Genomic DNA, 26,112 nt, shown 5'->3' with positions numbered 1-26,112 from the left:
CCGCCTGATGGGCGGCGGCTTGTGCCGATCCGTCAGGCAGCGAGCGGCAGCCGCTGTGCCTTCAGCTTGCGCCCCGCCGCCTTCAGCGTGCCCTGCGCGCCGGCGAGCGCGCCTTCCACCAGCTCCAGCGCCAGCAGGCGGTGCCGCTCATAAGGGCCTGGCATGGCCAGCGAGCCGGTTTTTTCGGCCGAGAACCCGAAGCGCTCGTAATAGGGCGCATCGCCGACCAGCAGGATCGCCGCATGGCCGAGCCGCGCGGCTTCAGCGATTGCATGGCGCATCAGCGCCGAGCCGATGCCGGCATTCTTGATTGTGGGGTCGACGGCGAGCGGGCCAAGCAGAAGCGCTGCCCGACCGCCCTCGCCCAGCACCACATCCCAGAGCCGTACGGTGCCGGCGACGGCGCCTGACGCGCCGCGCGCGACAAAGGCCAGGCCTTCCGAAGGCCGGCGGCCGCGCCGCAGCTTTTCCGATGATTTTTTCCGGCGCTTCGGCCCCATGGCGCGATCGAGCAAAGCCTCGCGCGCCGGGTCATCGGCAGCGGTTTCGGCGGCGATGACGAAGGTGCTGGCAATCTCCCCCCTCGCTGGGGAGATGTCGCCGAAGGCGACAGAGGGGGTCGCCGCACGTGAAGCGCCGGCCCCACACAGTCCAAGAGAGGTCGCGGCAGCCGAACCGACCCCCTCTGGCCTGCCGGCCATCTCCCCCTCAAGGGGGGAGATCGGCCAGTGCGCAGCGCCCTCAACAATGAAATCCAAAACGTCCATTTCCGCGATCCTTCACGAGCGGATTGTTCCACAGGCGAACCGAAGCGGGCGATCTCGTCGCCCGCACCGGGTGATCTGAGGGCCCTCAGCGCATTTTCAGGCGAAGTGGAAACCGGTTCGCCGTCCGAAAATGCGCAAGAAAAGCACCGTCAGATCACGTAGGATCGGAGAGGCTCGAAGCCGTTGAAGGCGACCGAGGCGTAGGTCGTCGTGTAGGCGCCGGTGCCCTCGATCAGCACCTCGTCGCCGATGGTCAGCGACAGCGGCAGCGGATACGGCGTCTTCTCGTACATCACGTCGGCCGAATCGCAGGTCGGGCCGGCGAGCACGCACGGAGCGGTCTCGGTGCCGTCATGCGCGGTCACGATCGGGTAGCGGATCGCCTCGTCCATCGTCTCGGCGAGACCGCCGAACTTGCCGATGTCGAGGAAGACCCAACGCACATTGTCGTTGTCGGCCTTCTTCGAGATCAGCACGACTTCCGACTTGATGACGCCGGCATTGCCGACCATGCCGCGGCCCGGTTCGATGATCGTCTCGGGAATCGCATTGCCGAAATGCTTGCGCAGCGCCGAGAAGATCGCCTGGCCATAGGCCTGTGCCACCGGCACATCCCTGAGGTAACGGGTCGGGAAGCCGCCGCCCATATTGACCATCTTGAGCACAATGCCTTCCTCGGCGAGCGTGACGAACACCTTTTTGGCGTCACCGAGGGCGCGGTCCCAAGCGGTCAGGTCGGTCTGCTGCGAGCCGACATGGAACGACACGCCATAGGCGTCGAGGCCGAGCGTCCTCGCATGGCGCAGCACGTCGACCGCCATCGCCGGCACGCAGCCGAACTTGCGCGACAGCGGCCATTCGGCGCCTTCGCCGTCGGTCAGCACGCGGCAGAACACACGGGCGCCGGGTGCAACGCGGGCGATCTTCTCGACCTCCTCGACGCAGTCCACCGCGAACAGCCGGATGCCGAGCTGATAGGCGCGCTGGATGTCGCGCTCCTTCTTTATGGTGTTGCCGAAGGAGATGCGGTCCGCCGGCGCACCGGCGTCCATCGCCATCTCGACTTCGGCAACGGAAGCGGTGTCGAAGGACGAGCCCATCGCAGCAAGCAGGCGCAGGATTTCCGGCGCCGGATTTGCTTTCACCGCATAGTAGATTTTCGAATCGGGAAGCGCCTTCTCGAAGGCGCGGAAATTGTCGCGCACGACGTCGAGATCGACGACGAGGCAAGGGCCGTTCGGACGTCGGGTGGCGAGGAAGTCAAGGATGCGCTGGGTAGCCATCGGGGTCTCTCCATCAGCGCCTTTTCGGCGCGCACAAGGGCTGCGGGACGCGGGTCATCGACCTCGCGAACACGCGGTGGACAAAGGCGGGACGTCAAATCCATGGAACCAGCCGGTGGAGACCCCGGAACCATGAAGCGCCGTCTCGCGGCGGTGAACCTTGGCCTTGCCCGGCCTCGGTTCGCTTTGTCTGCCTTGGCTTGGATGGGAGACCCGTCCGCACTGCCGGCAATGAAGGTGTGCCTCTTCAGTAACCCCGGTCTTTGGACAACCGGCAGAACACCAGAAAGGCCCGCACCGTCGTTGCTTCAAGGTGTCCTCGGTCTGGCGGTTGGCCGCTAAACCGACTGGAGGGGTTAGCTCCAGTTACCTTACCGATATCCCTCACCATTTTGAGGATCGGCGGACACCCACAGGCACGTGCGACTTTGGGCAAGCGCGATATAAGAGCGAAGGGTTTCACAATCAATAAAAATCGTATGGCAGGTTGTAAAATTTCCAGCAGCGCACAATGTTGGACAGACTGTATCCGGATATCGAACGCATGACAGGCACTCGCGGCCCCCTGAACGCTTTTCTCGACCTCGACGATATCCCGGTATCCAATGCGCAATCCGGCCTGCTTGCCGGCCTGCGGCTGGCCGTCAAGGATATTTACGACGTGGCCGGCTACCGCACCGGCTGCGGCAATCCACAGAAATACCAGGAGTCTTCACCCGCCTCGGCGACAGCGCCGGCCGTCCAGGCGCTGCTTGATTCGGGCGCGCGCTTCGTCGGCAAGACGCAGACCGACGAGCTGGCCTTCTCCCTGATGGGGCTGAACGCGCATTTTCCGTCGCCGGTCAATCCGGCAGCGCCGGACCGCATCACCGGCGGCTCGTCCTCCGGTTCCGCCGCCGCGGTCGCCGGCGGGCTGGCCGACATCGCCATCGGATCCGACACCGGCGGCTCGATCCGCGCGCCGGCAAGCTTTTGCGGCCTAATCGGCCTCAGGGTCACGCATGGCCGCATCTCGCTCGATGGCACCATGCCGCTGGCTCCCTCCCTCGATACGTTCGGGTGGTTTGCCAAGGATATGGCGACCTATGACAAGGTCGGCGCGGTGCTGCTCGGCAATGATCTGCATCGCCACGAATTGCAGCGTCCGCTCGCCCTGGATACGCTGGACGGGCTCGTGCTCGGCCCGCGGGAAGCCGATGAATATCGCGGCCTGGTCCGCCATGCCTGTTCGGTGATAGGCACGCCGCGGGTCATTGCGCCGCTCTCGCATTCTACCGACGATCTCTACTGGTGCTTCCGCACGCTGCAGGGATACGAGGCGTGGCAAAATCATGGTGCCTGGATCTCGCAGGGTGACCGGATGCTCGGCCCCGGCGTCAAGGAGCGTTTCGAGCATGGCGCGACCATCGACGCGGCAACCGCACAACGTGAAACGGAACGTCGCGTTTCGTTTCGTCTTGAACTTGCCGACCTGCTTGGCGAGGACGGCGTCCTTGTGCTGCCGACCGTTCCGGGTGCCGCCCCGCTCAAGGCTGATTCCTTCGACGATTTGCAGACCTATCGCGAACGCGCGCTGAGACTGCTGTGTCTTTCCGGCCTGTCGGGCTTTCCGCAGATCACCCTGCCGCTGGGCCATCTCGACGGCGCCCCTTTCGGCCTCTCGCTGCTCGGACCTGAGAACAGCGACCGGCAGCTGATGGCGCTTGCCGCGCGCATCCTTTCAGCCCACCAAAGGAGCGCATGACATGGATACGCTGACCCGCATGCGCGCCTTCATCGACGTGGTCGAGGCCGAAGGTTTTTCAGCAGCAGCGCGCAAGATCGGCCGCTCCAAGGCGCTGCTGTCGAAATATGTGCGCGAGCTGGAGGACGAGCTCGGCGCGCTGCTGCTCAACCGCACCACGCGACAGTTCTCGATGACAGAGGCTGGTCACACCTATTACCGCCGCGCCTCGGAAATCGTCCGCGAGGTCGACAGCCTGGCCGATGCGGTGCGTGAATCCTCCGGCGACGTTCGCGGCAGGATCAAGCTTTCAGCGCCGCGCACTTTTGCCGACGCACCGATCGGACAATCGCTGATCGACTTCGCCAAGCAGCATCCTGACATCGTGCTCGACATTCACCTCGACGACCGCTTTGTCGATCTGGTCGAGGAAGGTTTCGATCTCGCCGTGCGCATCTCGCGGCTAGAAAATTCCTCGCTGATCGCGAGGCGACTGGCGCCGTTTTCGGTGCGGCTTTGCGCGTCTCCCGAACTGATCGCCAAGCACGGCATGCCGGTCAGGCCGCAGGACCTTGCCCGCGTGCCCTGCATCATCGACACCAATGGCCGCTGGCTGACCAACTGGCCGTTCAAGGGCGAGAGCGGCGACACGGTGACCGTTTCGGTCTCCGGTCCGATCGAGGTCAACAGTCCGATGGCGGCAAGGGCCGCCGCCGTCGCGGGACTGGGGTTTTCCATCCTGCCGGATTTCATCGCCGCTCCCGACATCGAAAGCGGCCGACTCGTGACCGTGCTGAATGACCGCATCCTGTCGGGTGGCGGGATCTTCGCCGTCTATCCGCACCGGCGCTATTTGCCTGCGAAGGTTCGCGTCTTTGTCGATTTCCTGGTGCAGTGGTTCAAGACGATTGACAATGCATGAGCTTTTAGCCGCCGGGGGTCCCATTTTCGCCCCCTTTCTGGTAACTCTCGATATTTCCGAAGCTGATGGAATCGCGACCCAGAATGCATCCTAAACGTCAAGCAATCGTGATGGCTACGGCCATGGCGGCGACATTTGCCACGGTCGGGCCAGCCGAGGTGCATCCCCACGTCTTCGCCGAGGCTCGCCTCGAAGTGGTCCTCAGTCCGGATCACCAAACTGTGAAGGCTTTGCGCCATCTCTGGCGCTTCGACGATTTGTTTTCGAGTACGGTGATGATGGAATTCGACAAGAATTCCGACCTGAAGCTCGACGACAAGGAACTGAAGGAAGTCGCCGACACCGTCCATGCTTCGCTGGCGGAATTCAATTACTTCCAGCTCGTCACCGTCGACGGCAAGGACGAGGCGATGAACCCGCCGCCGCAGCTGATGGCAAATTTCGAGAACGACCAGCTCATCATCCTGTTCGAATCCGAACCGAAGGCACCGACCAAGCTGGCCGGCAAGATCGATATCGGCGTCTATGACCCGACCTTCTACACGGCGATCGATTTCACCGAGGACGCCAATCTGCAGGTCGCCGGCTTGCCGTCGACCTGCACGAGCAAGGTCGTTCGTCCGAACCCCGACGAGGCGATCGCCGAGAACCAGAAGACCCTGACGGACGCCTTCTTCAACGATCCGACAGGCACCGATATGAGCAAGATCTTTGCGACCAAGCTTGAACTGAACTGCCGGCCAGAAGGATAATCCGGTGACGAAACCGTCCCTGCGTTTGGCTTTCGGCCTTTTGGCCGCCGCCCTTGTGATGACGCACGTCCTCGGCTCCGCCCACGCCCAGAGCTCGCTCGGCATCGGCACCAATGACGGGATAGCTCCCACCACCGGCCCGCTCGCCCATATCCTGATGTGGATCAATCTGCGTCAGCAGGAATTCTACCGCGCGCTTGCCGGCGCGATGAAGGCGATGCGCGAGGATGGCAGCAAGCTGTGGCTGCTTATCGGCCTGTCCTTCGCCTACGGCATTTTCCATGCCGCCGGCCCCGGTCACGGCAAGGCGGTGATCTCGTCCTACATGGTGGCGAACGAAGTCGCGCTCAAGCGTGGCATCATGCTGTCCTTCGTCTCGGCCCTGCTACAGGCGCTGACGGCGATCCTCGTGATGATGCTCGCCTACTTCGTCCTGCGCGGCACCACCATATCGATGACCGACGCGGCTTGGTTCCTCGAAGTCATGAGTTTTGTCTTCGTCACCCTGTTCGGCGCCTGGCTTTTGTGGCGCAAGGCCGGCCCCGCTATCCTTCGCCTGTTCGGCGCGAACCCTGCCTACAGCCTGTCGGCGGCTCATGCCGGCCATTCGCAAACAAGCCACTCACATTCCGCACATGCTCATTCGGCCCATTCCCATGCGCTTCACGCACATGGCCATGATGGCCACAACCATGATCATGGCGCACACGACCATCACCATGAGCATGGCGGGCACGATCATCATCACCATGCGGGCGAGGTCTGCGAGACGTGCGGACATTCACACGCGCCCGACCCGGCGCTGCTTTCCGGCGACCGATTCGACTGGCGCACCGCCTGGTCGGCGGTGGCTGCGGTCGGTATCCGCCCCTGCTCGGGCGCGCTGATCGTGCTGAGCTTTGCCATGCTCAACGGGCTGTGGTTCGGCGGCATCCTGTCGGTGCTGGCGATGGCGCTCGGCACCGCGATCACGGTCTCGATCTTGGCGACGCTGGCGGTGACGGCCAAGAACTGGGCCGTCTATTTCGCCGGTGATGGCCGCATGGGCAACCGCATCCATTCGATCGTCGAGATCGGCGGCGCAGCCTTCGTCTTCCTGTTCGGGCTGCTGCTGTTGTCGGCCAGCCTGACGACTGGCGGATGATGTCTCGATCGGACGTGCAGCCCTCCAGTACTGACCACGAATTGTCGATCTTGGCGCCGCCCCTCATCGCCCTGCCGGGCACTTCTCCCCGTATAGTGACGGGGAGAAGGGGCTGACCGCAACGCCGGCGCTGTTTCTGCAGCGCTGGTGATTGGCGAAACCGTCGATGAGAGCGCCCCCTCGCCCCGTTTACGGGGAGAGGATGCCGGCAGGCAGGTGAGGGGCAGCGCCGAGGTCGACAATTGGCGCAGTACCGGGCGGCAGCCCACCATGACCTGAATATCAACGCAGTTAGATCTTCCCGTCCAGCTCATCCTCAATGTGGGCGCGGATGATGTCGTCGAAGCTGGTTTCGGCGGCAAAGCCAAGCTCCCTCGACCGCCGCGCCTCGAACCGTGTCGGCCAGCCCTTGACGATCGCCCAAATCGTGTCGTCGGGCTCTTCGCGGATCAGGTTCACCGCCCTGGCGCCGGCAATGCGTTCCAAGGCCTCGATCTGCTCGCCGACCGTGACGGCGACACCGGGCATCGTCAGATTGCGGCGCGGCCCGACGACGCTGCCGTCGATCCCTGCTGCGTGGATCAAAAAATTCACCGCGGAGCGCGGGCTGGCGTGGGTGTGCACGACAGAGCGCGGCACCGGCAATATTGCTTCCTGGCCGCTCAACGGCTCGCGGATGATGCCGGAGAAAAAGCCTGACGCGGCCTTGTTGGGCTTGCCCGGCCTGACGCAGATGGTCGGCAGCCTGATGCCGATGCCGTCGAAGAAGCCGCGCCGCGTATAATCGGCGAGCAATGCTTCGCCCATCAGCTTCTGCGTGCCGTAGGAGGTCAATGGCGTCGGGTGGAATTCGTCGGGGATAATGTCTGGGAACGGTGCGCCGAACACGGCGATCGACGAGGTGAAGACGACGCGCGGCGCAAATCCCGCCAGCCTTATGGCATCGAACAGCGCCCTTGTGCCGTCGAGATTGACGCGATAGCCGAGATCGAAGTTGGCTTCCGCCTCGCCCGACACGACGCCGGCGAGATGGAAGATCACGTCGGGGCGCGGCGCGACCAGCCGTTCCATCGCGCTCGCCGCGGCGAGATCGCCCGTATGGATGGTGACGCCGACGCCTTCCAGTGTCGGCGCCTGCGGCGGCACGATATCGTGCAGGTCGAGCGCAGCGATCTTCCGGCCGCTGAGCGTTCCGTCCTTCGCCAGCCGGGCGATGAGCTTGCGGCCGACCATGCCTGCCGCGCCGGTAATCAAAACACGCATATCAATGATCCTTTTTGCGCTGACTGCGGCCACGCAGCCAAAACACGACGAAAATCGCCACCATGAACGCAGCGGCAATAACAGCGGCAAGAATGGTCGAGACGCGGCCGACCGCCAGCATCACGGTTGGCAAATAGTAGGCGGCGATGCCGAACAGCAGCAGCACCCAGAGGGCGCCTATCGTCGCGTTGCGCGTGTCGCGATCCATCACGCGGCCCTGACGCGGCGGGAATTCATCAAGTTCGTTACCAATGCCATGGAACTCCCGGAATCAGTGATAGTGGCCATGATGCGGAGCCGCATCGTGCGCATGGTCGTGCCCGCCATCGTGGCCATCATGGCTGTCGGCGCAATGGCCGAATTCCGGTTCTACGGTGGCGTGGGCAATGCCATGCTCGGCGGCAAGCCGCTTCTTGATGGCGCTGACCGCCTTGTGGGCATCGACGCCATCGTTGAGGCAAGCATGCAAGGTCGCCATGTTGCTTGACCCGTCGAGCGACCAGACATGCATGTGATGCACCTCGCGCACGCCCTTGACCGTCCCCTCGATATCTCTGGCGATCAGGTCGCGATCGAGACTCGCCGGCACGCCTTCGAGCAGGACATGGGCTGCTTCGCGCATCAGCGACCAGGCCGTGGACAGGATCAGCAACGAGACAAGGACGGACAGGATCGGATCGATAGGTGTCCAGCCCGTCGCCAGGATGACCAGCGCAGCTATGATCGCCGCCGCCGAGCCAAGCAGATCGCCGAGCACGTGCAGGATCGCGCCGCGCATGTTCAGGCTGTCGCGGTCGCCGCCATGCAGCACGAAGAAGGAGCCGATATTGACCAGCAGACCAGCGATCGCAACGACCAGCATCGGCCCGCCGAGCACGGGCGCAGGCGTCAGCAGGCGTTCCCAAGCCTCATAGATGATCCACAGCGCAATGGCGAAGATGGCGATGCCGTTGGTATAGGCGACCAGCGTTTTGACCCGGCCGAAACCATAGGTGAGGCGAACGGTGGCCGGCCGGCCGGCCAGATGAAAAGCATACCAGGCAAGGCCGAGCGCGATACAGTCGGCGAGCATGTGGCCGGCATCCGCCAGCAGCGCCAGCGATCCGGTGAAGAGACCGCCAAGCGCTTCCACGACCATGAAGCCGGCGGTCAGGCAGGCTGCGACCAGCACCCGTTTCTTGTCGGTCGAGCCGTGCACATGACCGGCGCCGTGGCTGCGGTCATGCCTTTGCGAACCATGGTCGTGCGCCATCTGCAAACTCCTATTAGAGCCTGATCCATCCCGGCAGAATCGGGATGGAGGCTTTATCTCCTTGTTTGACCATGATCTCGCCCGAAAAACGGCTTCCACTTTTCGGGATCATGGTCAGGCGCCGAACTCGGCGCGGAAATCCTCGAGCCGTCGCTTCTGGCGACCGTCGCCATCGAAATTGGCCGGATCGAGCCATGCCTCATAGGCTCTGCGCAGTGCCGGCCACTCCTTGTCGATGATCGCGTACCACGCGGTATCGCGGTTTTCGCCCTTGACCACAAGATGCTGGCGGAAAATGCCCTCGAACTTGAAGCCGAAACGCTCCGCCGCGCGCTTCGACGGCTCGTTGCGGCTGTTGCATTTCCATTCGTAGCGGCGATAGCCAAGCTCATCGAAGATGTATTTCATGAACAGGAACTGCGCTTCCGTCGCCGCCGGCTTGCGCGAGATCAGCGGCCCCCAATAGATGTTGCCGATCTCGATCACGCCATGGGCCGGATCGATTCGCATCAGCGTCTGGCGTCCGGCGACCTTGCCGCTGGCCTTGTCGATGACCGCGAAGAACAGCGGGTCCTCGCTGGCTTCGGCCTTGTCCAGCCATGGCTGGAAGGCGGCGCGGGTCGGCGGTGGATAGTCGAACAGCCAGGCGAAGCGGCCATCGATATCGGGCACCGACGACGCCTCGAACAGGCCGTCGCCGTGCTTTTCGGCGTTGAGCGGTTCCAGTCTGACAGTGCGCCCCTCCAGGACTTTGCGTTCGGGCCGCGGGCGCGGTTGCCAATTCTTGAGGTTTTCCGACACCCAAAGCTCCAATCCGTTTGACTTTTGCGAAAGGACGCTCACAAAAACGCTCGCTCGGTGAAAGAACCACACGGACGGGAAAAATGCTCCACACGATTTCGGCCTTCGATCGTCTCGGCGAGGAAAACGCCTTCGCGGTGCTGGCTCGTGCCACCGCGCTCGCCCATCAGGGCCGCGATATCGTCAATCTCGGCATCGGCCAGCCCGACTTCAAGACGCCGCAGCACATCGTCGAGGCGGCGATCAAGGCGCTGCGCGACGGCCACCACGGCTATACGCCGGCCAACGGGCTGCTGGCGACACGCGAAGCGGTGGTGCGCCGCACGCTGACCACCACCGGCGTCGAGGTTTCGCCCGAGGCGGTGATGATCCTGCCCGGCGGCAAGCCCACCATGTTTGCCGCGATCCTGATGTTCGGTGAACCGGACGCCGAGATCCTCTATCCCGATCCCGGCTTTCCCATCTATCGCTCGATGATCGAGTTCACCGGTGCTGCTCCGGTACCGGTGCCGATGCGCGAGGAGAACGGCTTTGCCTTCTCGGCGCAGGAGACGCTGGCGCTGATCACGCCGAAGACCAGGCTGCTGATCTTAAACTCGCCGGCCAACCCGACCGGCGGGGTCACCCCCCGCGCCGAGATCGAGAAGCTGGTCAAAGGGCTGGAAGCGCACCCTGACGTCGCCATCCTCTCCGACGAGATCTACGACGTGATGACCTATGACGGCGAGACGCATTGCTCGCTGCTCAACTTTCCCGAAATCCGCGACCGGCTGATCGTGCTCAACGGCTGGTCGAAGACCTGGGCGATGACCGGCTGGCGCATGGGCTGGTCGATCTGGCCGAACGGCGACAAGGGCGCCCACCTCTACGACAAGGTGCGCAAGCTGGCGGTCAATTGCTGGTCCTGCGTCAACGCGCCGAGCCAGTATGCCGGTATCGCGGCCATCGACGGTCCGCAGGACGACGTCGACAAGATGATGCGCGCCTTCGACCGCCGCAGGAAAGTCGTGGTCGAAGGGCTGAACGTCTTGCCGGGCGTTTCCTGCATCACACCGAAGGGCGCGTTCTATGCCTTCCCCAATGTCTCAAAAACCGGCTGGAAGGCAAAGAAGCTGGCGTCCGCCCTGCTCGAGGATGCCGGCGTGGCGCTGATCGGCGGGCCCGATTTCGGCATTCTCGGCGAAGGCTATATCAGGCTGTCCTACGCCAATTCCGAGGAGAACATCCTGCGCGCGCTGGAGCGGATCGAGGCGTTTCTGGGCAAGTGAGAACAAGCGCATGACCCCGAAATCGGAATCGATTTTCGCGGAGGCGCAAATCAAAGTGCTACGGCGTCCTTTGCGCCCGATAGGACGCGCGGCACTGTCTCAACAAGGAGATCGCTGTCGTCGGCGATAGAATTCACGACCGAAGAAAGGTGACGTCAGATGTTTTATGCCATCCTCGCTTATCACGTTGAGGAAGTGATCACGGCGCTGACTCCGGACGAGGATGCGGCGCTGATGACCGACCTGCTCCAGATAAACGAACGGCTATACCGGGAAGGCACCCTTGGCCCGGCGGCGCGGCTCGGGGCGACCCAAGACGCCTGCACCTTGCGCGGGCCGGGCGCCGGAATGGTCATTGACGGACCCTTCGCCGAGACCAAGGAACAATTGTTGGGGCTCTACGTCGTCGACTGCGCCACGCGTGATGCCGCGATCGCGATTGCGCGCGACCTTCGCCGCGTCAATCCGACCGCCGTTTACGAAATCCGCCCCATTTCGCTGTATCTTCCCGGCGTGCCGCTTTCGGTTAGGCAGTCCTAGCCAAAATTGAACGCCGCCCGGCCGGGTCCCCGCTGCTGCGCAGCGTCCCGGCGTTCGCCGGCCTTTCATCGTGTCACTGGCACGATGAATTCGCCTACGCGAACCGGCCGCTCACCCTCGCCCGACATACGGCATCTTCGTCGCCATCACGGTCATGAACAGCACATTGGCGTCGAGCGGCAGGCTGGCCATGTGGACGACGGCATTGGCGACCTGCTGAACATCCATCACCGCTTCGGCGGCGATGGAGCCATTGGCTTGCGGTACCCCGACCGTCATCGCCTGCGCCATGTCGGTCAAGGCGTTGCCGATGTCGATCTGGCCGCAGGCGATGTCATAAGGCCGGCCGTCCAGCGCCAGCGTCTTGGTCAGCCCGGTAATGGCGTGCTTGGTCGCGGTATAAGGTACCGAGCCCGGACGCGGCGCGTAGGCCGACACCGAGCCGTTGTTAATGATGCGGCCGCCCATCGGCTGCTGCCTGCGCATGGCGCCGAAGGCGGCGCGGGCGCACAGAAACGAGCCGGTGAGATTGACCCCGACAACTTCGTTCCACACCTCGACGGGGATCTCGTCGATCAATGTCGACTTGTAGCTTGTGCCGGCATTGTTGAAGAGCAGGTCGACACGGCCGAAGGCCGCCGCCACCGTCTCGAACATCTCGTCGACCTGATCGGCCTTGCTGATGTCGCAGGCGACCGCCAGCGCCTTGGCTTGTGTAGATCCGGCATCAGCGATCGCCTTGTTCAGCACCGGCTTGCGGCGTCCGCAGAACACCGTATTCCAGCCGGCCATGAGCAGCGCCGTAGCGACGGCTTTGCCGATGCCGGTGCCGGCGCCGGTGACGATGGCTGTTTTGTAGTCTGTCATAACTGTCCTCCTACAGCGCCGCGTGTCCGCAAAGGACGCCATAGCACCTTGATATCGAGCAATTTGATTTTGTGCATGATCGCTTCCAAAAATCGATTCCGATTTCGGCTCATGCGCTAACTGGCTTTGACAAAAGGGCGGCCATTGGCGGCCGCCCTGATCTGAACCGGCTTGGGAGGAGGAAAGCCGATCCGACTACCTAAAATCATGCGCTTCCTAGGTAAACGAGACATTAACGCGAGAGCGGCGCCCGGATTCCCGCTCTCCACGGCCCGGAACCCTACCAGCGCGAACCGGCGGTTGCCTTGCCCGACGCCGGCACCCCTGACTCCGGCACCTCTGGCGCCGGTACCTTTGCCGCCGACACCGTCGCCTCGACATGGTCGACCAGTGCGTCCGGCAGCCCGAGGCGGCCGGCGAGCAGATCGAGGTAGCCGCGTTCGGCACGCGTATCCGGATCGATGGTGAGGCGCGAGGCGGTGTAGAGTTCGAGCTTCTGCGCGTCGGTTTGGGCGCCGGCGACCAGCGTATCCAGGTCGAGCGGCGTTTCCAGCTCAGACATCAGGAATTTCTCCGCGTCGGAGCCGATGCCCGCGAGGCTGAGCTTGCCGGCGATCTTTTGCCGTTCGTCGTCGTCGATATGGCCGTCGGCCTTCGCCGCCGAAATCATCGCCCGCACCAGCGTCAGCGTGAATTCGTCCTCGCCTTGCGGCGCTTGCGAGGGATGGAAGCTGGTGTCGGCGGGTGGCGGCAGCAATTCCGGCGAACCGGCTGCGGCCGTCTCCGCAGGCGCCTTGCCGTTCTTGTAATTCTGGTAGGCCTTGTAGGCGAGGCCGCCGATCACGGCCAGGCCGCCGAGCTTCACCGCGGTGCCGGTGACCTGACGGCCGGCGCCGGTTCCGAGCAGCACCGCGGCCAGCGCGCCGGCCGCCAGCGGATTGTCCTTGGCCATCTGCATCGCCTGCCCCCCTTTGTCGCGGACGGTCGACCCCGTTCCGGGAATTTGCGAGCCGAGCAGATCGTCGAGGAGCTTCTTGGGATCGAACATCAATGCCTCCAGGATTGGCCCAGCCGAACGTGGACGGGCAGGTTTTCGGACGTTGAAGAGGTAGGCCCCGCATATGGACATTACAATGACCGACGCGCGCTTTGCCAATGACGGCGGAAACGAAATGATGTCAGGATCTGCCGTGTCGGCCCGAAGATCGGAATCGATTTTTGGAAAGCACGATGCGTAGATTCAAAGTGTGAGAGCGTACTTCGTGCGTCCAAGCGGACGCACGTCGCTCTAACGTCCGATGTGCGGAGCCCTGCCTTGCGCTTCTGCAAGCTCGACCTGGCGCTGACGCTCGGCGTAGCGCGCGCGATCCTCGTCGGAACGGGCATCGAAGCAATGCGGGCATGAGATGCCGGCGGCGTATTTCGGCGATAACAGGTCCTGCCCGATCAGCGGATGCCGGCAGGCGCGGCACAGATCCGCCTCACCCTCGACCAGCCCGTGCGACACCGAGACGCGCTCGTCGAAGACGAAGCACTCGCCCTGCCAGAGGCTCTGTTCGGCGGGCACCTCTTGCAGATATTTCAGGATACCGCCCTTGAGATGGAACACATCCTCGAAGCCGAGCGACTTCACATAGGCCGTTGCCTTCTCGCAGCGTATGCCGCCGGTGCAGAACATGGCCACCTTCCGGCCGACGAGCTCGGCTTGGTGCTGCTCGACCCAGGCCGGGAATTCGCGAAAGCTCGCCGTAGCGGGATCGACCGCGCCCTTGAATGTGCCGATCGATACCTCGTAGGCATTGCGCGTGTCGATGACGATCGTGTCCGCATCCGAGATCAACGCGTTCCAGTCGGCTGGTGCGACATAGGTGCCGGCGCTTGCCGTCGGATCGATATCCCTAACGCCCATGGTGACGATCTCGCGCTTTAGCCGCACCTTCATGCGGTGGAACGGCATCTGCGTGGCGCTGCTGTACTTGACCTCGAGACCAGCGAGACCTTCGATGGATTCGAGATGATCGATGAGCGCGGCGATGTCAGCTTCGCTGCCGGCGAGCGTGCCGTTGATGCCCTCATGCGCCAGAAGCAGCGTGCCCTTGATACCGCGTCCGCAGCAGAAGGCGGCGAGCGGCGCGCGCAATGCCTCGAAGTCGTCGAGACGGGCAAACCTGTAGAGCGCGGCAACGCGGAAAGGTTGATTGGGCAGTGTCATCGCCGAAGCCACTAAACGCTCATGAAAGCCGATTCAAGGCTGACGCGTGGAACCGCCTCTTCTTGTTTGCTTTGACGGCCGGGCTGCCGGAATTGCCGGCAGTGCGTGACATCGCGACACGCTTCGTTTCGTGGACAGAAAAACGGCCTTCTGCTAACCGGTTGAACGGATCAATACCGGAGAGACGACAAATGCCCAGCAAGACCGAAACGCTCCTGTCGCTCCTCAACGGCCAACCGGTTATCCCAGTGCTGAAGATCGCCAACGTCGCCGATGCCGTGCCGCTGGCGCGTGCCCTGGCACGCGGCGGCCTGCCGGCGATCGAGATCACGCTGCGGACAGCTGACGCGCTGGAGGCGATCCGGCTTGTGGCAAGCGAAGTCGAGGACGCCATCGTCGGCGCCGGCACCATTCTGGACCCCCGCCAGTTCGGCGAGGCGGCAGCAGCCGGCTCCAAGTTCATCGTCAGCCCCGGCATCACCCGCGAGCTTCTGGCGGCGGCGAAGGACAGCGACGTTCCGTTGCTGCCCGGCGCCATCACGCCGGGTGAGATCATGGCCGCCCGCGAGGCGGGCTTGCGTTTCCTGAAATTCTTCCCGGCGGAACAGTCGGGCGGCATCGCATCGCTCAAGGCATTCGCCTCGCCGCTCGCCGATGTGCAATTCTGCCCGACCGGCGGCATCACCGGCAAGAACGCCGCCGACTATCTGAGCCTGCCCAACGTCATCTGCGTCGGCGGCTCGTGGGTGGCGCCGGACGATTTGGTCAGGGCCGGCAGGTGGGACGAAATCGAGGCGTTGGCGCTCGCGGCGAGCAAGCTCGGGCGGTAGAGAAACTCTTTTCCCCAGGTGGACTGGCAGCATCGCGGCGTTTTTGTTTGCGACCAGCAATACAAAGCCGCGCGGGTTACCGGCGGCTTTGTATTGCTGGTCGATCCGCTACTTGGTCTGGAAGCGGGCTACCGACATGAACTTGACGGCATTGCCGGTGAACCGATTGGCGTCGGCCAGCTGATCGTTCGGCTGGAAGCCCGCGGTGTAGACCTCGGTCGGCGGCGTGTGCACGATATTGTAGGCATAGCGCGGCGCCGTCGTTGCGCTGGAGACGGTGGCGACATTCTCGCCGCTGTTCAATGCCCAGCGCGCGGCCTTCGGCTCGGCGGCGACCACCACTGACTTGGGACCAGGCTTCAGGTCACGGGCGGTTGCCCTGGCTGCCTTGCGGGTGGTCTTCACACCCGCACCGATCGCCGCGGCCGGATCCGAGCCGGCCGGACGGGCAAAGACAGCCTGGCGCGGCGATGCGGCATTGACGTTCGCCGGATTGCTGAGAACCGAGCTCGGCTGGGAGAGCGAAGCGACCTGGTATTCGTCGGTTGCGCTGACCCGCTCGAGGACGGCCTTGACCGCATCGGATTGGACGTGGTCCGTCTGGGCCAGGTCGGGCCGCTCCAAGTCGGGTTGGGCCAGGTCGGGCTGGGCCAGGTCGGGCCGTGCCGACGGCAGCACCGAGAACGCATCGGTAGCGGTCTTGCCGTGCCCGGCCGTATCCGCCAGCGCCAAAAGCACAGCCTTGTCCTGCGGCGCAAGGTCGGCCGCTGCAAGGTCGGCCGGCAGCGAGTGATCGGGACGCCGGGTCGGCAACGGAATGTTGTTGGCTGCAACCTGCGCCGCATCGGCGACAGCAGATGGCTCGGCCATGCCGAAGGGAGCGCTTGCCGGCGCTTGCGCGGTCGCCACCGCCTGTTCGGTGGTGGCGGTGGCATCCGCCACGCCGAACGGAACGTTTTGGGGCTGCTGAGCGCCGACATCGGTCTTCGGGCGCGGGGCGAAATCAGGCAGTGGCACACTGCGCGCCGGCAGCGCCGCGATGATCGTTTCCGGCGTGTCCTCCTCCGGTTCCGGAGCGGGCGCATCGGCGATTTGCGGAATCTCGGCGCGCTTCGCATCCTCAGGCGATACGATGGCAATGCCCGGAAGCTTGCTGTTCTTGGGGGGCGCCGCCTTCGCGTTCGCCAGCTTCACGCTCGCCGGCTTCACGTTCGCCGGCTTCACGTTCGTTGATTTCGGCGTTGGCGCGGCTGCGACATCGGCGCTGTCATCGGCCTCGTCTTCACCGCCGCCGAAGAAAGCCGCCAGCAGACCACCGGATCTTTTGGAACCGCCACCTGCGCTGGCCAGTTCGATGGCGGGAGCGCCGGCGCCCTTGCGCGCCTTGTAGGAGGCGAGCGCCTGTGAATAGCCGGGCAGCGGCTTGCCGTCGCTCGGCACATGCAGCGTCTTGCCATTGGGGAACACGCGCGCCAGTTCCTGGCGGCTGATGCCCGGCCAGTGGCGCACATTGCCGACATCCATGTGGACAAAGGGCGAGCCTGACCTCGGATAATAGCCGACGCCGCCGCCCTGCATCCGCAGACCGATGTCGCGCAGTTTCTTCAGCGGCACGCCGGGAATGTAGAAGTCCATTGCCTTGCCGAGCATATGCTGGCTTTTCTTGGCGACGCCCCTGCTGCGGCTGCGCAGCATCGAGTTGGTGGACGACGAGCGATAACCACACACGACCTGGATATAGTCGGTGGCGCCGCTCTGCCGGTAAGCCTCCCAGACCAGGTCCAGCAGGCGCGGATCCATCTTGGTCGGCTCGTTGCGGCGCCAGTCGCGCAGGATGACGTTGATTTTTTTCAGGCCCGCCTGGTCGTAGCGGCCGCCGCGTTTGAAGACGATCTCCGCCTTCTCTTTGGTGTGGAGGTTATAGAGTTTCAGCGAACGCGACTGGGCGCTGACGCCGCTCGCAGCCGCTGTAAGGAAGCCAAAGGCGAGGATCACCGCTGCCAGCCATCTCGGCCAGACGCTCATGTGATAATGCCGCCCGTTTGTGTGTCGTTCGACTTTGTTCAAATCAAAAGGCCTTGCAGGCTGCCGTTTGTCCCCGGATTTGACCAACGGATGCGGTGGTGTTCGCATCCGAATATCGATCCTAATGGTTAATCATCGCTTATTGAAGCCGAAATGCGGTAACACCGTGGCGATATCCCGTCAAAAATATTGCGCAGGGTTTCTTGGTAAACTGCTGGTTTAGATCATGTTTCGGCCTTTGCCATGAACACGATCTGTTACCGGCCGCCTTAATGCGTGAACACCGCCGCAAGCGCGTCGCCCGACGCACGTCACGCCCGATCCATGACTGTCGATTGTCCTGATGCCAGGCTGACAAGCTGGTCCGGACTTGCTTTGTCAGGAAGCAAGCCGGTCGATACGGCCTGTTTCCGGATCGATGCCGTATTCCTTGAGCTTCCTGTAGAGCGTGGAGCGGCCGATGCCGAGGCGGCGGGCAACCTCGCTCATCTGGCCGTTGTAATGGTCGATGGCGAGCTTGATCATTTCGAGTTCGACATCGGCCAGCGCCCGCACATTGCCGCGTTCGTCGAGTGCCCGCAGCGTGCCGAAGCGGGGCTGCGGCCAGGCCGGCGGATCGCGCTCGGTCGCAGCGATGCCGTTATCGGCCGGGGCGTCCTCGCCAGGCGGCTCGATGACCAAAGGCGAGGCGGGCAACGTGCCATCCGCATCGAGGTTGACGGTGCCCTCGACCTGCGCCCGGATCTGCGGAAACTCCTCTTCGGTCAGCACATCGCCTTCACAAAGCACCGAGGCCCGGAAGACGGCGTTTTCCAGCTGCCGGATGTTTCCCGGCCAGTCGTAGGCCTGCAGCATGGCGAGCGCCGCAGCCGAAATGCCGTGCAGGCGGTGACGTGGATCGGTGGGCGCAACCTTCTCGAGGAAGTGCTCGACCAAATACGGGATATCGTCGCGACGATCGCGCAGCGGCGGCACGAAGATCGGATAGACGTTCAGGCGATAGAACAGATCCTCGCGGAACTTGCCGTCCTTGACCTGCTGCAGAAGATTGCGGTGTGTCGCCGAGATCAGCCTGATGTCGACCCTGATGGTCGAACGCCCGCCGACCGGATCGACCTCACCGTCCTGAACGGCGCGCAGCAGCTTGACCTGCACGTCGAGCGGTAGGTCGCCGATCTCGTCGAGGAAGAGCGTGCCCGAATGCGCCTCGACGAACTTGCCGGTGTGTTTTTCGGTGGCGCCGGTGAAAGAGCCCTTCTCGTGGCCGAAAAGGATCGATTCGACCAGATTGTCGGGGATGGCGCCGCAATTGACGGTAACGAAGGGCTTTGAGCGGCGATCGCCGCTGCCCTGGATGGCGCGCGCCACCAGCTCCTTGCCGACACCGGATTCGCCTTCGATAAGGATCGGGATGTTGGACGCGGCCGCCTTCTGGCCGAGACGGATCACCCGGTCCATCGCCGGGCTGTGGGTGACCATGTCCTTGAAGGTCAGATGGCCGCCGCGCCGCCGCGACGTGCGCTTCACTTCGCCTTCGACCGCTTCGACCTTGAGGGCATTGCCGATCGATGCCTGCAGCCTGTCGGGGGAGGCCGGCTTGACGACGAAATCGAAAGCACCGTGACGCATGGCCGAAACGACGGTCTCGATGCCACCCTGGGCAGTTTGTACGATGACCGGAACTTGGATGCCGCGCTCACGCATCGCCTTCAGCACGCCGATGCCGTCGAGGCCCGGCATGACGAGGTCGAGGATGACCACCGACACGTCGCGCGCGTTGGGCCCGTCGAGAGCGTCGAGACCGGCCTCGCCGCCATCCGTGATGATCGCGCTGTGGCCGAATTTCGTCACGGCCGCCTCGAGCAGCCGGCGCTGCACGGGATCGTCATCGACTATGAGTATGGAACCTGTCATGACTGGTTCAACGATGCTCGCCCAATAAGCCCACCAAAGGGCAATCCACCCCTATGGATCATCCTGGCACAGGGTTCTAAATAAGGTTTCAAAAAACCCGGTGAACGAATTCCTTAGGATTTGACCGGCTTTCTCATCCCCCTCTTGAATCTTTGAGTCTGGCCGCTTGGGTCCTGCAATCTGGAAAGTATCGGAAATGCGCATGGTTTTTGGTCGGCAGCTTGCGGCGGCGGCGTCCGGTCAGGGCGCGGCGGAGCTTGGCAATCTGCCGGAATGGGATCTCGCCGATCTCTATTCGGGCATGGACGCCCCCGAGCTGAAGCGCGACATCGCCAGGGCGGCGGCCGATGCAATCAGCTTCGAGAGCCGCTGGAAAGGCACACTCGCCGCCGAGGCGGAGCGTGCCGACAGCGGCAGGCTGGGCGAGGCGCTTGCCGCCTATGAGGCGCTGGAGGAACTGATCGGCCGAATCGTCTCCTATGCCGGACTGATCTATGCCGGCAACACCGCGGATCCGCAGCGCGCCAAGCTCTATGGTGACATTCAGGAGAAGATGACCGACGCCAGCGCGCATCTTCTGTTTTTCGCGCTCGAACTGAACCTCATCGACGATGGCTCGATCGAAACCGCGCTTGCTGCCGATCCCGCCTTCGCTCACTACCGGCCGTGGGTACTCGATCTGCGTATGGACAAACCCTACCAACTCGAGGATCGGGTCGAGCAGCTTTTCCACGAGAAGTCGATTACCGGACGCGGCGCCTGGAACCGCCTGTTCGACGAGACGATGACCGATCTGCGCTTCGACATCGATGGCGAGGAGCTTACCCTGGAGCCGGCGCTGAATCGCCTCCAGCACGCCGATGGCGAGGTGCGCCGCCGGGCCTCTGAAGCGCTGGCCGCAACCTTCCGCAAGAATCTGCGCACGTTCACGCTGGTCACCAACACATTGGCCAAGGACAAGGAGATTTCCGACCGCTGGCGCGGCTTCGAGGACATCGCCGATTCGCGCCATCTCGCCAACCGCGTCGAGCGCAGCGTGGTGGATGCGCTGGCCTCAGCAGTTCGCGACGCCTATCCGCGCCTGTCGCACCGCTACTACGCGATGAAGGCGCGCTGGCTCGGCATGGAGGTGATGAACCACTGGGATCGCAACGCGCCGTTGCCAGAGACCCCGCAAGCGATCATCGGCTGGGACGAGGCCAAGAACACGGTGCTTTCAGCCTATCAGCGCTTTTCACCTGACATGGCGGAGATCGCCCGGGTTTTCTTCGACCGCAACTGGATCGACGCGCCGGTCAGGCCGGGCAAGTCGCCGGGCGCCTTCGCGCATCCGACCGTGCCGTCGGCGCATCCCTATGTTCTGCTCAACTACATGGGCAAGCCGCGCGACGTGATGACGCTGGCGCATGAGCTTGGCCATGGCGTGCATCAGGTGCTGGCCGCAGGCCAGGGCGCGCTGATGGCTTCGACGCCGCTGACGCTGGCCGAGACGGCATCCGTCTTCGGCGAGATGCTGACCTTCCGCTCGCTGCTGGACCAGACCACGGACAAGCGCGAGCGCAAGGCCATGCTCGCCCAGAAGGTCGAGGACATGATCAACACGGTCGTGCGCCAGATCGCTTTCTACGAATTCGAGCGCAAGGTGCATGCCGAGCGCAAGAACGGCGAACTGACATCCGACAGGCTCGGCCAGTTCTGGCTGGAAGTGCAGGCGGAAAGCCTCGGGCCGGCGATCAAGCTGCGCGATGGTTACGAGGTCTTCTGGACCTATATTCCACACTTCGTCCATTCGCCGTTCTACGTCTACGCCTATGCTTTCGGCGACTGCCTGGTGAATTCGCTCTATGCGGTCTATCAAAATGCAGAGCATGGCTTTCAGGAGAAATATTTTGCCATGCTGCGCGCCGGCGGCACCAAGCATCATTCCGAGCTCCTGGCACCCTTCGATCTTGACGCCACCGATCCTGCCTTCTGGCAGATCGGACTTGGCGTGATCGGCGGGCTGATCGACGAGCTCGAAGCTTTGGACAATTGACGCACAGCGCTGAACATCCGGGGCTGACAGAACAGTTTAGCCGCAATGCATATTGAGGCCGTTCTATTCTTGCCCTAAATATCTGTTCTTAAATAAAATATCTGTTCTTAAATAACTCTCGGTGGAATTTTTCCGTTAGCTTTCCGGAAGCTGTATGATAGCGTCCCGCCTCAAGCTCAGTCGGGCGCGGGGCTCAGGCCAGGAAAAAATCTTCGGCCGGTCACGGCGCTTCGGCGAGTGCGACAGCGGCCGTTGGCCACGGCAGGAAAAGCCGGTCGCCGACAGCTCGATCTAAGCCGGCTGTTCCGCGAACAGCGGAGCCACCATTGAATGGTCCTTGTGCCAAGGTCACCACTCCAGGCCGTGGCAGATGGATCGGACTGGAGAGAGAGACAATGGGCACTTTTTTCTACATGCTCCTGGCGTTCCTGGTAGGTGTGTTGGTTGGCTGGTTCATCTGGGGACGCCTGCGTGGCGAGCTCGACAGCCTGCGCGGTGACATGGACCGCACGCGCAGCGAGCGCGACAGGCTGCGCGCCGCCGCCGACCGCCTGACCGGTGAGCTGGAAGTATGCCGCGGCGCCCGCGCCGACCTGGAGCGCCAGTTGGCCGAGGCACAAGGCGCCAAGACCGGCGCGACAAAGGCAGCAATCCCGGCACCGTCGGCGTTGATGTCGACATCCGCGCCGGCCAAGCCCACGCCGGCCAAGTCCGCGCCAGCAAAGACCGCGCCAGCAAAGACCGCGCCGGCCAAGTCGACACCGGCCAAGACCGCGTCCAAGAAACCGGCGGCCGCCAAGGCGGCAGCCGCGCCAAAGGCCAGTGCGTCGAAAGCGGCCGCGTCGGAAACGAGCGCCACAGCCAGGAAGGCTTCGCCGGCGGCAAAGAAGGCAACCGCCGGCAAGGCAACAGCGGCAGCAGCTGATAAGACCGACAGTCTGCGTCGCTTGATCGGCATCGGCCCGGTCAACGAGCAGAAGCTGCACGACCTGGGGGTTAGAACCTACGCTCAGATCGCCGCCTGGACGGCGGCGGATATCAAGCGGATCGAAGACGTTCTCCAGTTCGACGGCCGCATCGAGCGTGAGCGCTGGATCGAACAGGCGAAACTGCTTGCCGCCGGCGACGAGAAGGAATTCGCGCGCCGCTTCCCGACCGCGGGGACCGCGAGCAACACCTGAATTGCCTGTCGGCATCGAGCACTGGCGGCGCCTCGAGGTGCCGCCAGTTTGCTTTTGCACCAAGGCTGCCTTTGCGTCCTGAGACGCCGCTCTCTCGATTGCGCGCGATCGAGCCCCCATATAGAGCGATAGCCGGCGTCATCGACCGCAGCATCCGAGTCCCATGTCCCTGCCCTCTGCAATTTTCCGGAATGACGAGCGCGCCCATCAGCTCGTTTTCGACCGCCCGGCCGGCATCATCGTGGCGCACGAGGCGGAGGATTTCCTGCCGGCGCTGGAAATTGCGCAGGCCGCGCATGACGCCGGCAAATGGCTGGCCGGCTATTTCTCCTACGAGGCCGGCTACCTGCTCGAACCGAAGCTCGTTCCGCTGCTGCCGGGCGGACGCCGCGCCCCGCTTGTCTGCCTGGGGGTCTTCGACGCGCCTGTCGAACAGACGGTCGTGCCCAGCAACGCGCCGGCGACCAACGGTCCGATCTTCGACGCGAGGGCTGCCTGGTCTTCAGAAGACTACGCAAAACGCTTTGCGCGGCTCCACAATCACATTCGCAAGGGCGATTGCTATCAGGGCAATCTGACCTTTCCAGTTCATGCCCAGTGGTCGGGCGATCCGCTGGCCGCCTTCGAAGCGCTGACCGAGCGCCAGCCTGTAAAATACGGCGCGCTGATCGCGCTCGGCGATCCGGTCGTTTTGTCGCGTTCGCCGGAACTGTTCTTCGAGGTCGACGCCGAAGGCATGATCGAGACCCATCCGATGAAAGGCACCGCCCCGCGCGGCGCGACCAAGGCGGAGGACAAGCGGCTGAAGGCGTTCTTGCTCAATGATGAGAAGAACCAGGCTGAGAACCGGATGATCGTCGATCTCCTGCGCAATGACATCTCGCTGATCAGCGAGGTCGGCACGCTGGAGGTGCCGGAGCTTTTCCGCATCGAGAGCTACCCGACCGTCCACCAGATGGTGAGCCGTGTGCGGGCCAAGCTCTTGCCCGACCTTACCATCCGACAGATTTTCGCTGCGCTGTTTCCATGCGGATCGATCACCGGCGCCCCAAAAATCCGCGCCATGGAAATCCTGCACGATCTGGAAGCCACGCCGCGCGACGTCTATTGCGGCGCCATCGGCTGGATCGCCCCCGGCGGCACGATGCGCTTTTCGGTGGCGATCCGCACCATATCGCTCTTTTCCAGTGGCGAAGCCGTCTACAATATCGGTGGTGGCGTCGTCTTCGATTCGACGGCCGAGGAGGAGTATCAGGAGTGCCTGCTGAAAGCGCGCTACGCGACGGGAACACCGCCGATTTCGAGCTGATCGAAACCATGCGCTGGCAGCCGGGCCAGGGCTTCCTCCGTTTTGACCGCCATTTGGCCCGCCTTTATGGCTCGGCAGCCGAACTGGGTTTTACCTGCGATCCGCAGAAGGTCGGTGAGATGCTCAGGAACGCCGTCGACCGGCCGGACATAGCCTTGCGCACACGCCTCGTCCTGTCGCGCAGCGGCAAGGTGACGGTCTCGGCGCTGCCTTATGAGCCGCATGCAGCCGACAAGGTGTGGAGGCTGCAACTGGCGCGGGTGCGGCTCGATTCAAGCGACACGCTGCTGCGCCACAAGACGAGCCGCCGGGACACCTATCAGCGGGCGCGAGCCGAATATCTGATCAGCCGGGCCGACGAGGTTTTGCTGGCCAACGAGCGTGGCGAAATCTGTGAGGGCACGATCACCAATCTCTTCGCCGATTTCGGCGACGGCGCGCTGGCAACGCCGCGGCTCGATTGCGGCCTGCTGCCTGGCGTATTGCGCGGCGAATTGCTGGACGAAGGTCGCGCCCGCGAAGCAATCTACAGCTTGGATGATCTGAAGTCGGCCAAAGCGCTGTTCGTCGGCAATTCACTGCGCGGATTGATCCCGGCACGGCTGGGCTGAAACGCAAACCGAAAAGATACCGACGACACGCCCTTGGCTGTGTCTCAAGCATGGTTTTCCCCTTGCGAGCTGGAGAAGATGCGTCCGGCCCGAGAAAGAATGGGCCGGACGCGCGGCAGCCGCTTGGGAGGGGCGACTATTCGCCTTCGTGGGTCTGACCGGAGCCGCCGACGGAGACGATGTTGAAGGGTTTGCCTTCGACGGCAATGTCGCCGGTTTTCTCGAACGACGTCGCGTCAACGAGATGCAGCACACCTTGCAGAGGATCCGTAACCACAATCCTGTCGCCGGCGACCGCAACACGCGGCCTCGGCTCGCTCCAGTGACCGTCCATCGAATAGGGATCGGTCAGCTTGAGCGAGTTTGCGATTTCCCCCTTGACCACGTCGAGCTGGTGAAGCTGGCCGTCCTCAGTGAAAACGTAGGCGAACTTCGGACGAACAGGATCGATTGCGAAATGCACGCGGCGCGTCGGAAGGCTGATCAGCCGGAAAGCGTCGCTTTCGACCGTCGGATCGATCATCACCACCTTGTCGGCGCCGTAGTTGCCGAGGAAATATTGCAGGCCACTGCCGCCGATCAGCGTCGTCGTTTTGCCGTCCGGCAGGCTGTCGGCATAGGGCAGATGACGGATCGCGGGGGTGCCGTCGCCATGGCTGACGACAAGCAGGCCGGTCGCGCAGGCGAAAGCCAGGATATTGCCGGAAGACGCCTCGCCGTGGAGGTCGGGGCAGGCGTGGATGCCGCCGATCGGCGCGCCGGCTTCGTCAGCGACCCTGATGCCGACCGGGAGTTCGTCCGGCTTTTCCCTGTTCGGCTCCGAGAGGAGGACATGGGAGCCATAGGCGACTGCGACGCCGTGCTGCGGCGCGTCCGTCTTCACTTCCCTGAAGTCCAATTTGCCTTCCAGGACGACCTTCTCGGAGATGATACGGGCGACACCTTCGCCGTCGAAAAAAGCGGCGAAGTCTCCGTCATGCTCGACGAAATGCGACGGCTTCTTGCCTGTGATCTCGACGCCGGCAAGCTTTGGCGCTTCAACGTCGATGTCGCCGTGTTCGCCGTGGTTCTCGAGGAAATGCCGCTCGCGATCCCGGTAACGACGCCGGCCGCGCCCTGCACGGCGAACACGGTCCGGCCGCTTTCGCTGCGATGGAGCGAGGCCGGCCCTTTAATCTGGAATGTGTCGAGCTTTCCGCCATCGACCGCATCGATTACGGTCACCTTCGGATCCGCGTGATCCGAGATGAACAGGCGCCAGGCGGTTACCTCCTCGGCATGGGCCGCACTTGTCGATAGAGACAGAAACAGCGCGATGGCCGTGGCTGACGCCAAATTTGTCCTCACGGTATTCTCCCTTAGATGTTATTACATAACTGATTGCGGTTGATGAAAGGCGGATTGCTCCGCCTT

23 protein-coding genes and 1 pseudogene are annotated in these 26,112 nt (G+C 63.4%); 11 read left to right on the top strand and 13 right to left on the bottom strand.

Annotation, left to right across the window (positions count from 1 at the left end; genetic code table 11):
* Positions 1–32 precede the first annotated feature (32 nt).
* Positions 33–701, bottom strand: coding sequence for a GNAT family N-acetyltransferase (locus CIT26_RS11620; protein ID WP_095492698.1), 669 nt, complete (start codon positions 699–701; stop codon positions 33–35).
* Between the two features lie 215 nt (positions 702–916).
* Positions 917–2,050 carry an ornithine/lysine decarboxylase gene (gene odc2, locus CIT26_RS11610; protein ID WP_095492696.1) on the bottom strand — a complete coding sequence of 378 codons (1,134 nt, stop codon included), beginning with the start codon at positions 2,048–2,050 and terminating at the stop codon, positions 917–919.
* A gap of 544 nt (positions 2,051–2,594) precedes the next feature.
* Between odc2 and CIT26_RS11605 the strand changes: the two genes are divergently transcribed.
* From CIT26_RS11605 to CIT26_RS11590, 4 genes are all read left to right on the top strand, one after another.
* The gene (locus CIT26_RS11605; RefSeq protein ID WP_095492772.1) at positions 2,595–3,794 is read left to right on the top strand and encodes an amidase; all 1,200 of its coding nucleotides are present in this window, start codon (positions 2,595–2,597) and stop codon (positions 3,792–3,794) included.
* A 1-nt stretch (position 3,795) separates the two neighbouring features.
* Complete coding sequence (locus CIT26_RS11600) at positions 3,796–4,695, top strand: LysR family transcriptional regulator (RefSeq protein WP_095492695.1); 900 nt, start codon at positions 3,796–3,798, stop codon at positions 4,693–4,695.
* A gap of 83 nt (positions 4,696–4,778) precedes the next feature.
* Entirely contained in the window at positions 4,779–5,447 is a 669-nt protein-coding gene (locus CIT26_RS11595) for a DUF1007 family protein (RefSeq protein ID WP_095492694.1), read from the top strand.
* Between the two features lie 4 nt (positions 5,448–5,451).
* Positions 5,452–6,591 carry a nickel/cobalt transporter gene (locus tag CIT26_RS11590; protein ID WP_425350344.1) on the top strand — a complete coding sequence of 380 codons (1,140 nt, stop codon included), beginning with the start codon at positions 5,452–5,454 and terminating at the stop codon, positions 6,589–6,591.
* A gap of 291 nt (positions 6,592–6,882) precedes the next feature.
* Here CIT26_RS11590 and denD read toward each other — a convergent pair whose 3' ends face one another.
* The 4 genes from denD to CIT26_RS11565 form a co-directional block, all read right to left on the bottom strand.
* Positions 6,883–7,854 carry a D-erythronate dehydrogenase gene (gene denD, locus CIT26_RS11580; protein WP_095492693.1) on the bottom strand — a complete coding sequence of 324 codons (972 nt, stop codon included), beginning with the start codon at positions 7,852–7,854 and terminating at the stop codon, positions 6,883–6,885.
* A gap of 1 nt (position 7,855) precedes the next feature.
* Positions 7,856–8,062, bottom strand: coding sequence for a hypothetical protein (locus CIT26_RS11575; RefSeq protein WP_095492692.1), 207 nt, complete (start codon positions 8,060–8,062; stop codon positions 7,856–7,858).
* Positions 8,063–8,125: 63 nt separating this feature from the next.
* Positions 8,126–9,106, bottom strand: a complete 981-nt coding sequence (locus CIT26_RS11570) for a cation diffusion facilitator family transporter (RefSeq protein WP_095492691.1) — start codon at positions 9,104–9,106, stop codon at positions 8,126–8,128.
* Positions 9,107–9,220: 114 nt separating this feature from the next.
* Positions 9,221–9,907, bottom strand: coding sequence for a GNAT family N-acetyltransferase (locus tag CIT26_RS11565; RefSeq protein ID WP_095492770.1), 687 nt, complete (start codon positions 9,905–9,907; stop codon positions 9,221–9,223).
* Positions 9,908–9,990: 83 nt separating this feature from the next.
* On the opposite strand from CIT26_RS11565, the gene CIT26_RS11560 reads away from it, so the two are divergent.
* Both CIT26_RS11560 and CIT26_RS11555 read left to right on the top strand, forming a co-directional pair.
* Positions 9,991–11,175 carry a pyridoxal phosphate-dependent aminotransferase gene (locus tag CIT26_RS11560; protein WP_095492690.1) on the top strand — a complete coding sequence of 395 codons (1,185 nt, stop codon included), beginning with the start codon at positions 9,991–9,993 and terminating at the stop codon, positions 11,173–11,175.
* A 159-nt stretch (positions 11,176–11,334) separates the two neighbouring features.
* On the top strand, positions 11,335–11,715 hold the full coding sequence (locus tag CIT26_RS11555) for a YciI family protein (protein WP_095492689.1): 381 nt from the start codon (positions 11,335–11,337) through the stop codon (positions 11,713–11,715).
* 111 nt (positions 11,716–11,826) lie between these two features.
* Here the strand turns inward: CIT26_RS11555 and CIT26_RS11550 are convergent, their stop codons facing one another.
* From CIT26_RS11550 to trhO, 3 genes are all read right to left on the bottom strand, one after another.
* Positions 11,827–12,582 carry an SDR family oxidoreductase gene (locus CIT26_RS11550; RefSeq protein ID WP_095492688.1) on the bottom strand — a complete coding sequence of 252 codons (756 nt, stop codon included), beginning with the start codon at positions 12,580–12,582 and terminating at the stop codon, positions 11,827–11,829.
* Positions 12,583–12,862: 280 nt separating this feature from the next.
* Positions 12,863–13,630, bottom strand: coding sequence for a tellurite resistance TerB family protein (locus tag CIT26_RS11545; protein WP_095492687.1), 768 nt, complete (start codon positions 13,628–13,630; stop codon positions 12,863–12,865).
* A 240-nt stretch (positions 13,631–13,870) separates the two neighbouring features.
* Complete coding sequence (gene trhO / locus CIT26_RS11540; protein WP_095492686.1) at positions 13,871–14,794, bottom strand: oxygen-dependent tRNA uridine(34) hydroxylase TrhO; 924 nt, start codon at positions 14,792–14,794, stop codon at positions 13,871–13,873.
* Between the two features lie 191 nt (positions 14,795–14,985).
* Here trhO and CIT26_RS11535 point away from each other — a divergent pair, with 191 nt between their 5' ends.
* The gene (locus tag CIT26_RS11535) at positions 14,986–15,624 is read left to right on the top strand and encodes a 2-dehydro-3-deoxy-phosphogluconate aldolase (RefSeq protein WP_095492685.1); all 639 of its coding nucleotides are present in this window, start codon (positions 14,986–14,988) and stop codon (positions 15,622–15,624) included.
* A gap of 108 nt (positions 15,625–15,732) precedes the next feature.
* On the opposite strand, the gene mepK is transcribed toward CIT26_RS11535, so the two are convergent.
* Both mepK and CIT26_RS11525 read right to left on the bottom strand, forming a co-directional pair.
* Positions 15,733–17,649 carry a peptidoglycan L,D-endopeptidase MepK gene (mepK, locus tag CIT26_RS11530; RefSeq protein ID WP_095492684.1) on the bottom strand — a complete coding sequence of 639 codons (1,917 nt, stop codon included), beginning with the start codon at positions 17,647–17,649 and terminating at the stop codon, positions 15,733–15,735.
* A gap of 378 nt (positions 17,650–18,027) precedes the next feature.
* Complete coding sequence (locus CIT26_RS11525; protein WP_095492683.1) at positions 18,028–19,563, bottom strand: sigma-54-dependent transcriptional regulator; 1,536 nt, start codon at positions 19,561–19,563, stop codon at positions 18,028–18,030.
* Positions 19,564–19,759: 196 nt separating this feature from the next.
* Here CIT26_RS11525 and CIT26_RS11520 point away from each other — a divergent pair, with 196 nt between their 5' ends.
* Positions 19,760–21,598 (top strand): M3 family oligoendopeptidase, encoded by a 1,839-nt coding sequence (locus tag CIT26_RS11520; protein ID WP_167391368.1) that lies wholly within the window; start codon positions 19,760–19,762, stop codon positions 21,596–21,598.
* 409 nt (positions 21,599–22,007) lie between these two features.
* Here the strand turns inward: CIT26_RS11520 and CIT26_RS38740 are convergent, their stop codons facing one another.
* Complete coding sequence (locus CIT26_RS38740; protein WP_095492682.1) at positions 22,008–22,556, bottom strand: pentapeptide repeat-containing protein; 549 nt, start codon at positions 22,554–22,556, stop codon at positions 22,008–22,010.
* On the opposite strand from CIT26_RS38740, the gene CIT26_RS38735 reads away from it, so the two are divergent.
* The 3 genes from CIT26_RS38735 (at position 22,546) to CIT26_RS11500 (ending at position 24,699) form a co-directional block, all read left to right on the top strand.
* Positions 22,546–22,779 (top strand): hypothetical protein, encoded by a 234-nt coding sequence (locus CIT26_RS38735; protein WP_095492681.1) that lies wholly within the window; start codon positions 22,546–22,548, stop codon positions 22,777–22,779. The genes CIT26_RS38740 and CIT26_RS38735 overlap by 11 nt on opposite strands.
* A 163-nt stretch (positions 22,780–22,942) precedes the next feature.
* Positions 22,943–24,088, top strand: coding sequence for an aminodeoxychorismate synthase component I (locus CIT26_RS11505; protein WP_095492680.1), 1,146 nt, complete (start codon positions 22,943–22,945; stop codon positions 24,086–24,088).
* Entirely contained in the window at positions 24,037–24,699 is a 663-nt protein-coding gene (locus CIT26_RS11500) for an aminotransferase class IV family protein (protein ID WP_095492679.1), read from the top strand. The genes CIT26_RS11505 and CIT26_RS11500 overlap by 52 nt, the downstream gene beginning before the upstream one ends.
* Positions 24,700–24,835: 136 nt before the next feature.
* Here CIT26_RS11500 and aztD read toward each other — a convergent pair.
* Positions 24,836–26,046, bottom strand: a pseudogene (gene aztD, locus CIT26_RS38730) (zinc metallochaperone AztD).
* Positions 26,047–26,112: the final 66 nt, after the last annotated feature.

Origin of the sequence: Mesorhizobium temperatum (assembly GCF_002284575.1) — a bacterium.
In the GTDB taxonomy this organism is placed as follows: Bacteria; Pseudomonadota; Alphaproteobacteria; order Rhizobiales; family Rhizobiaceae; genus Mesorhizobium; species Mesorhizobium temperatum.
Note: the sequence above shows the minus strand (reverse complement) of the source record. Positions and strands in the feature narration are given on the sequence as shown.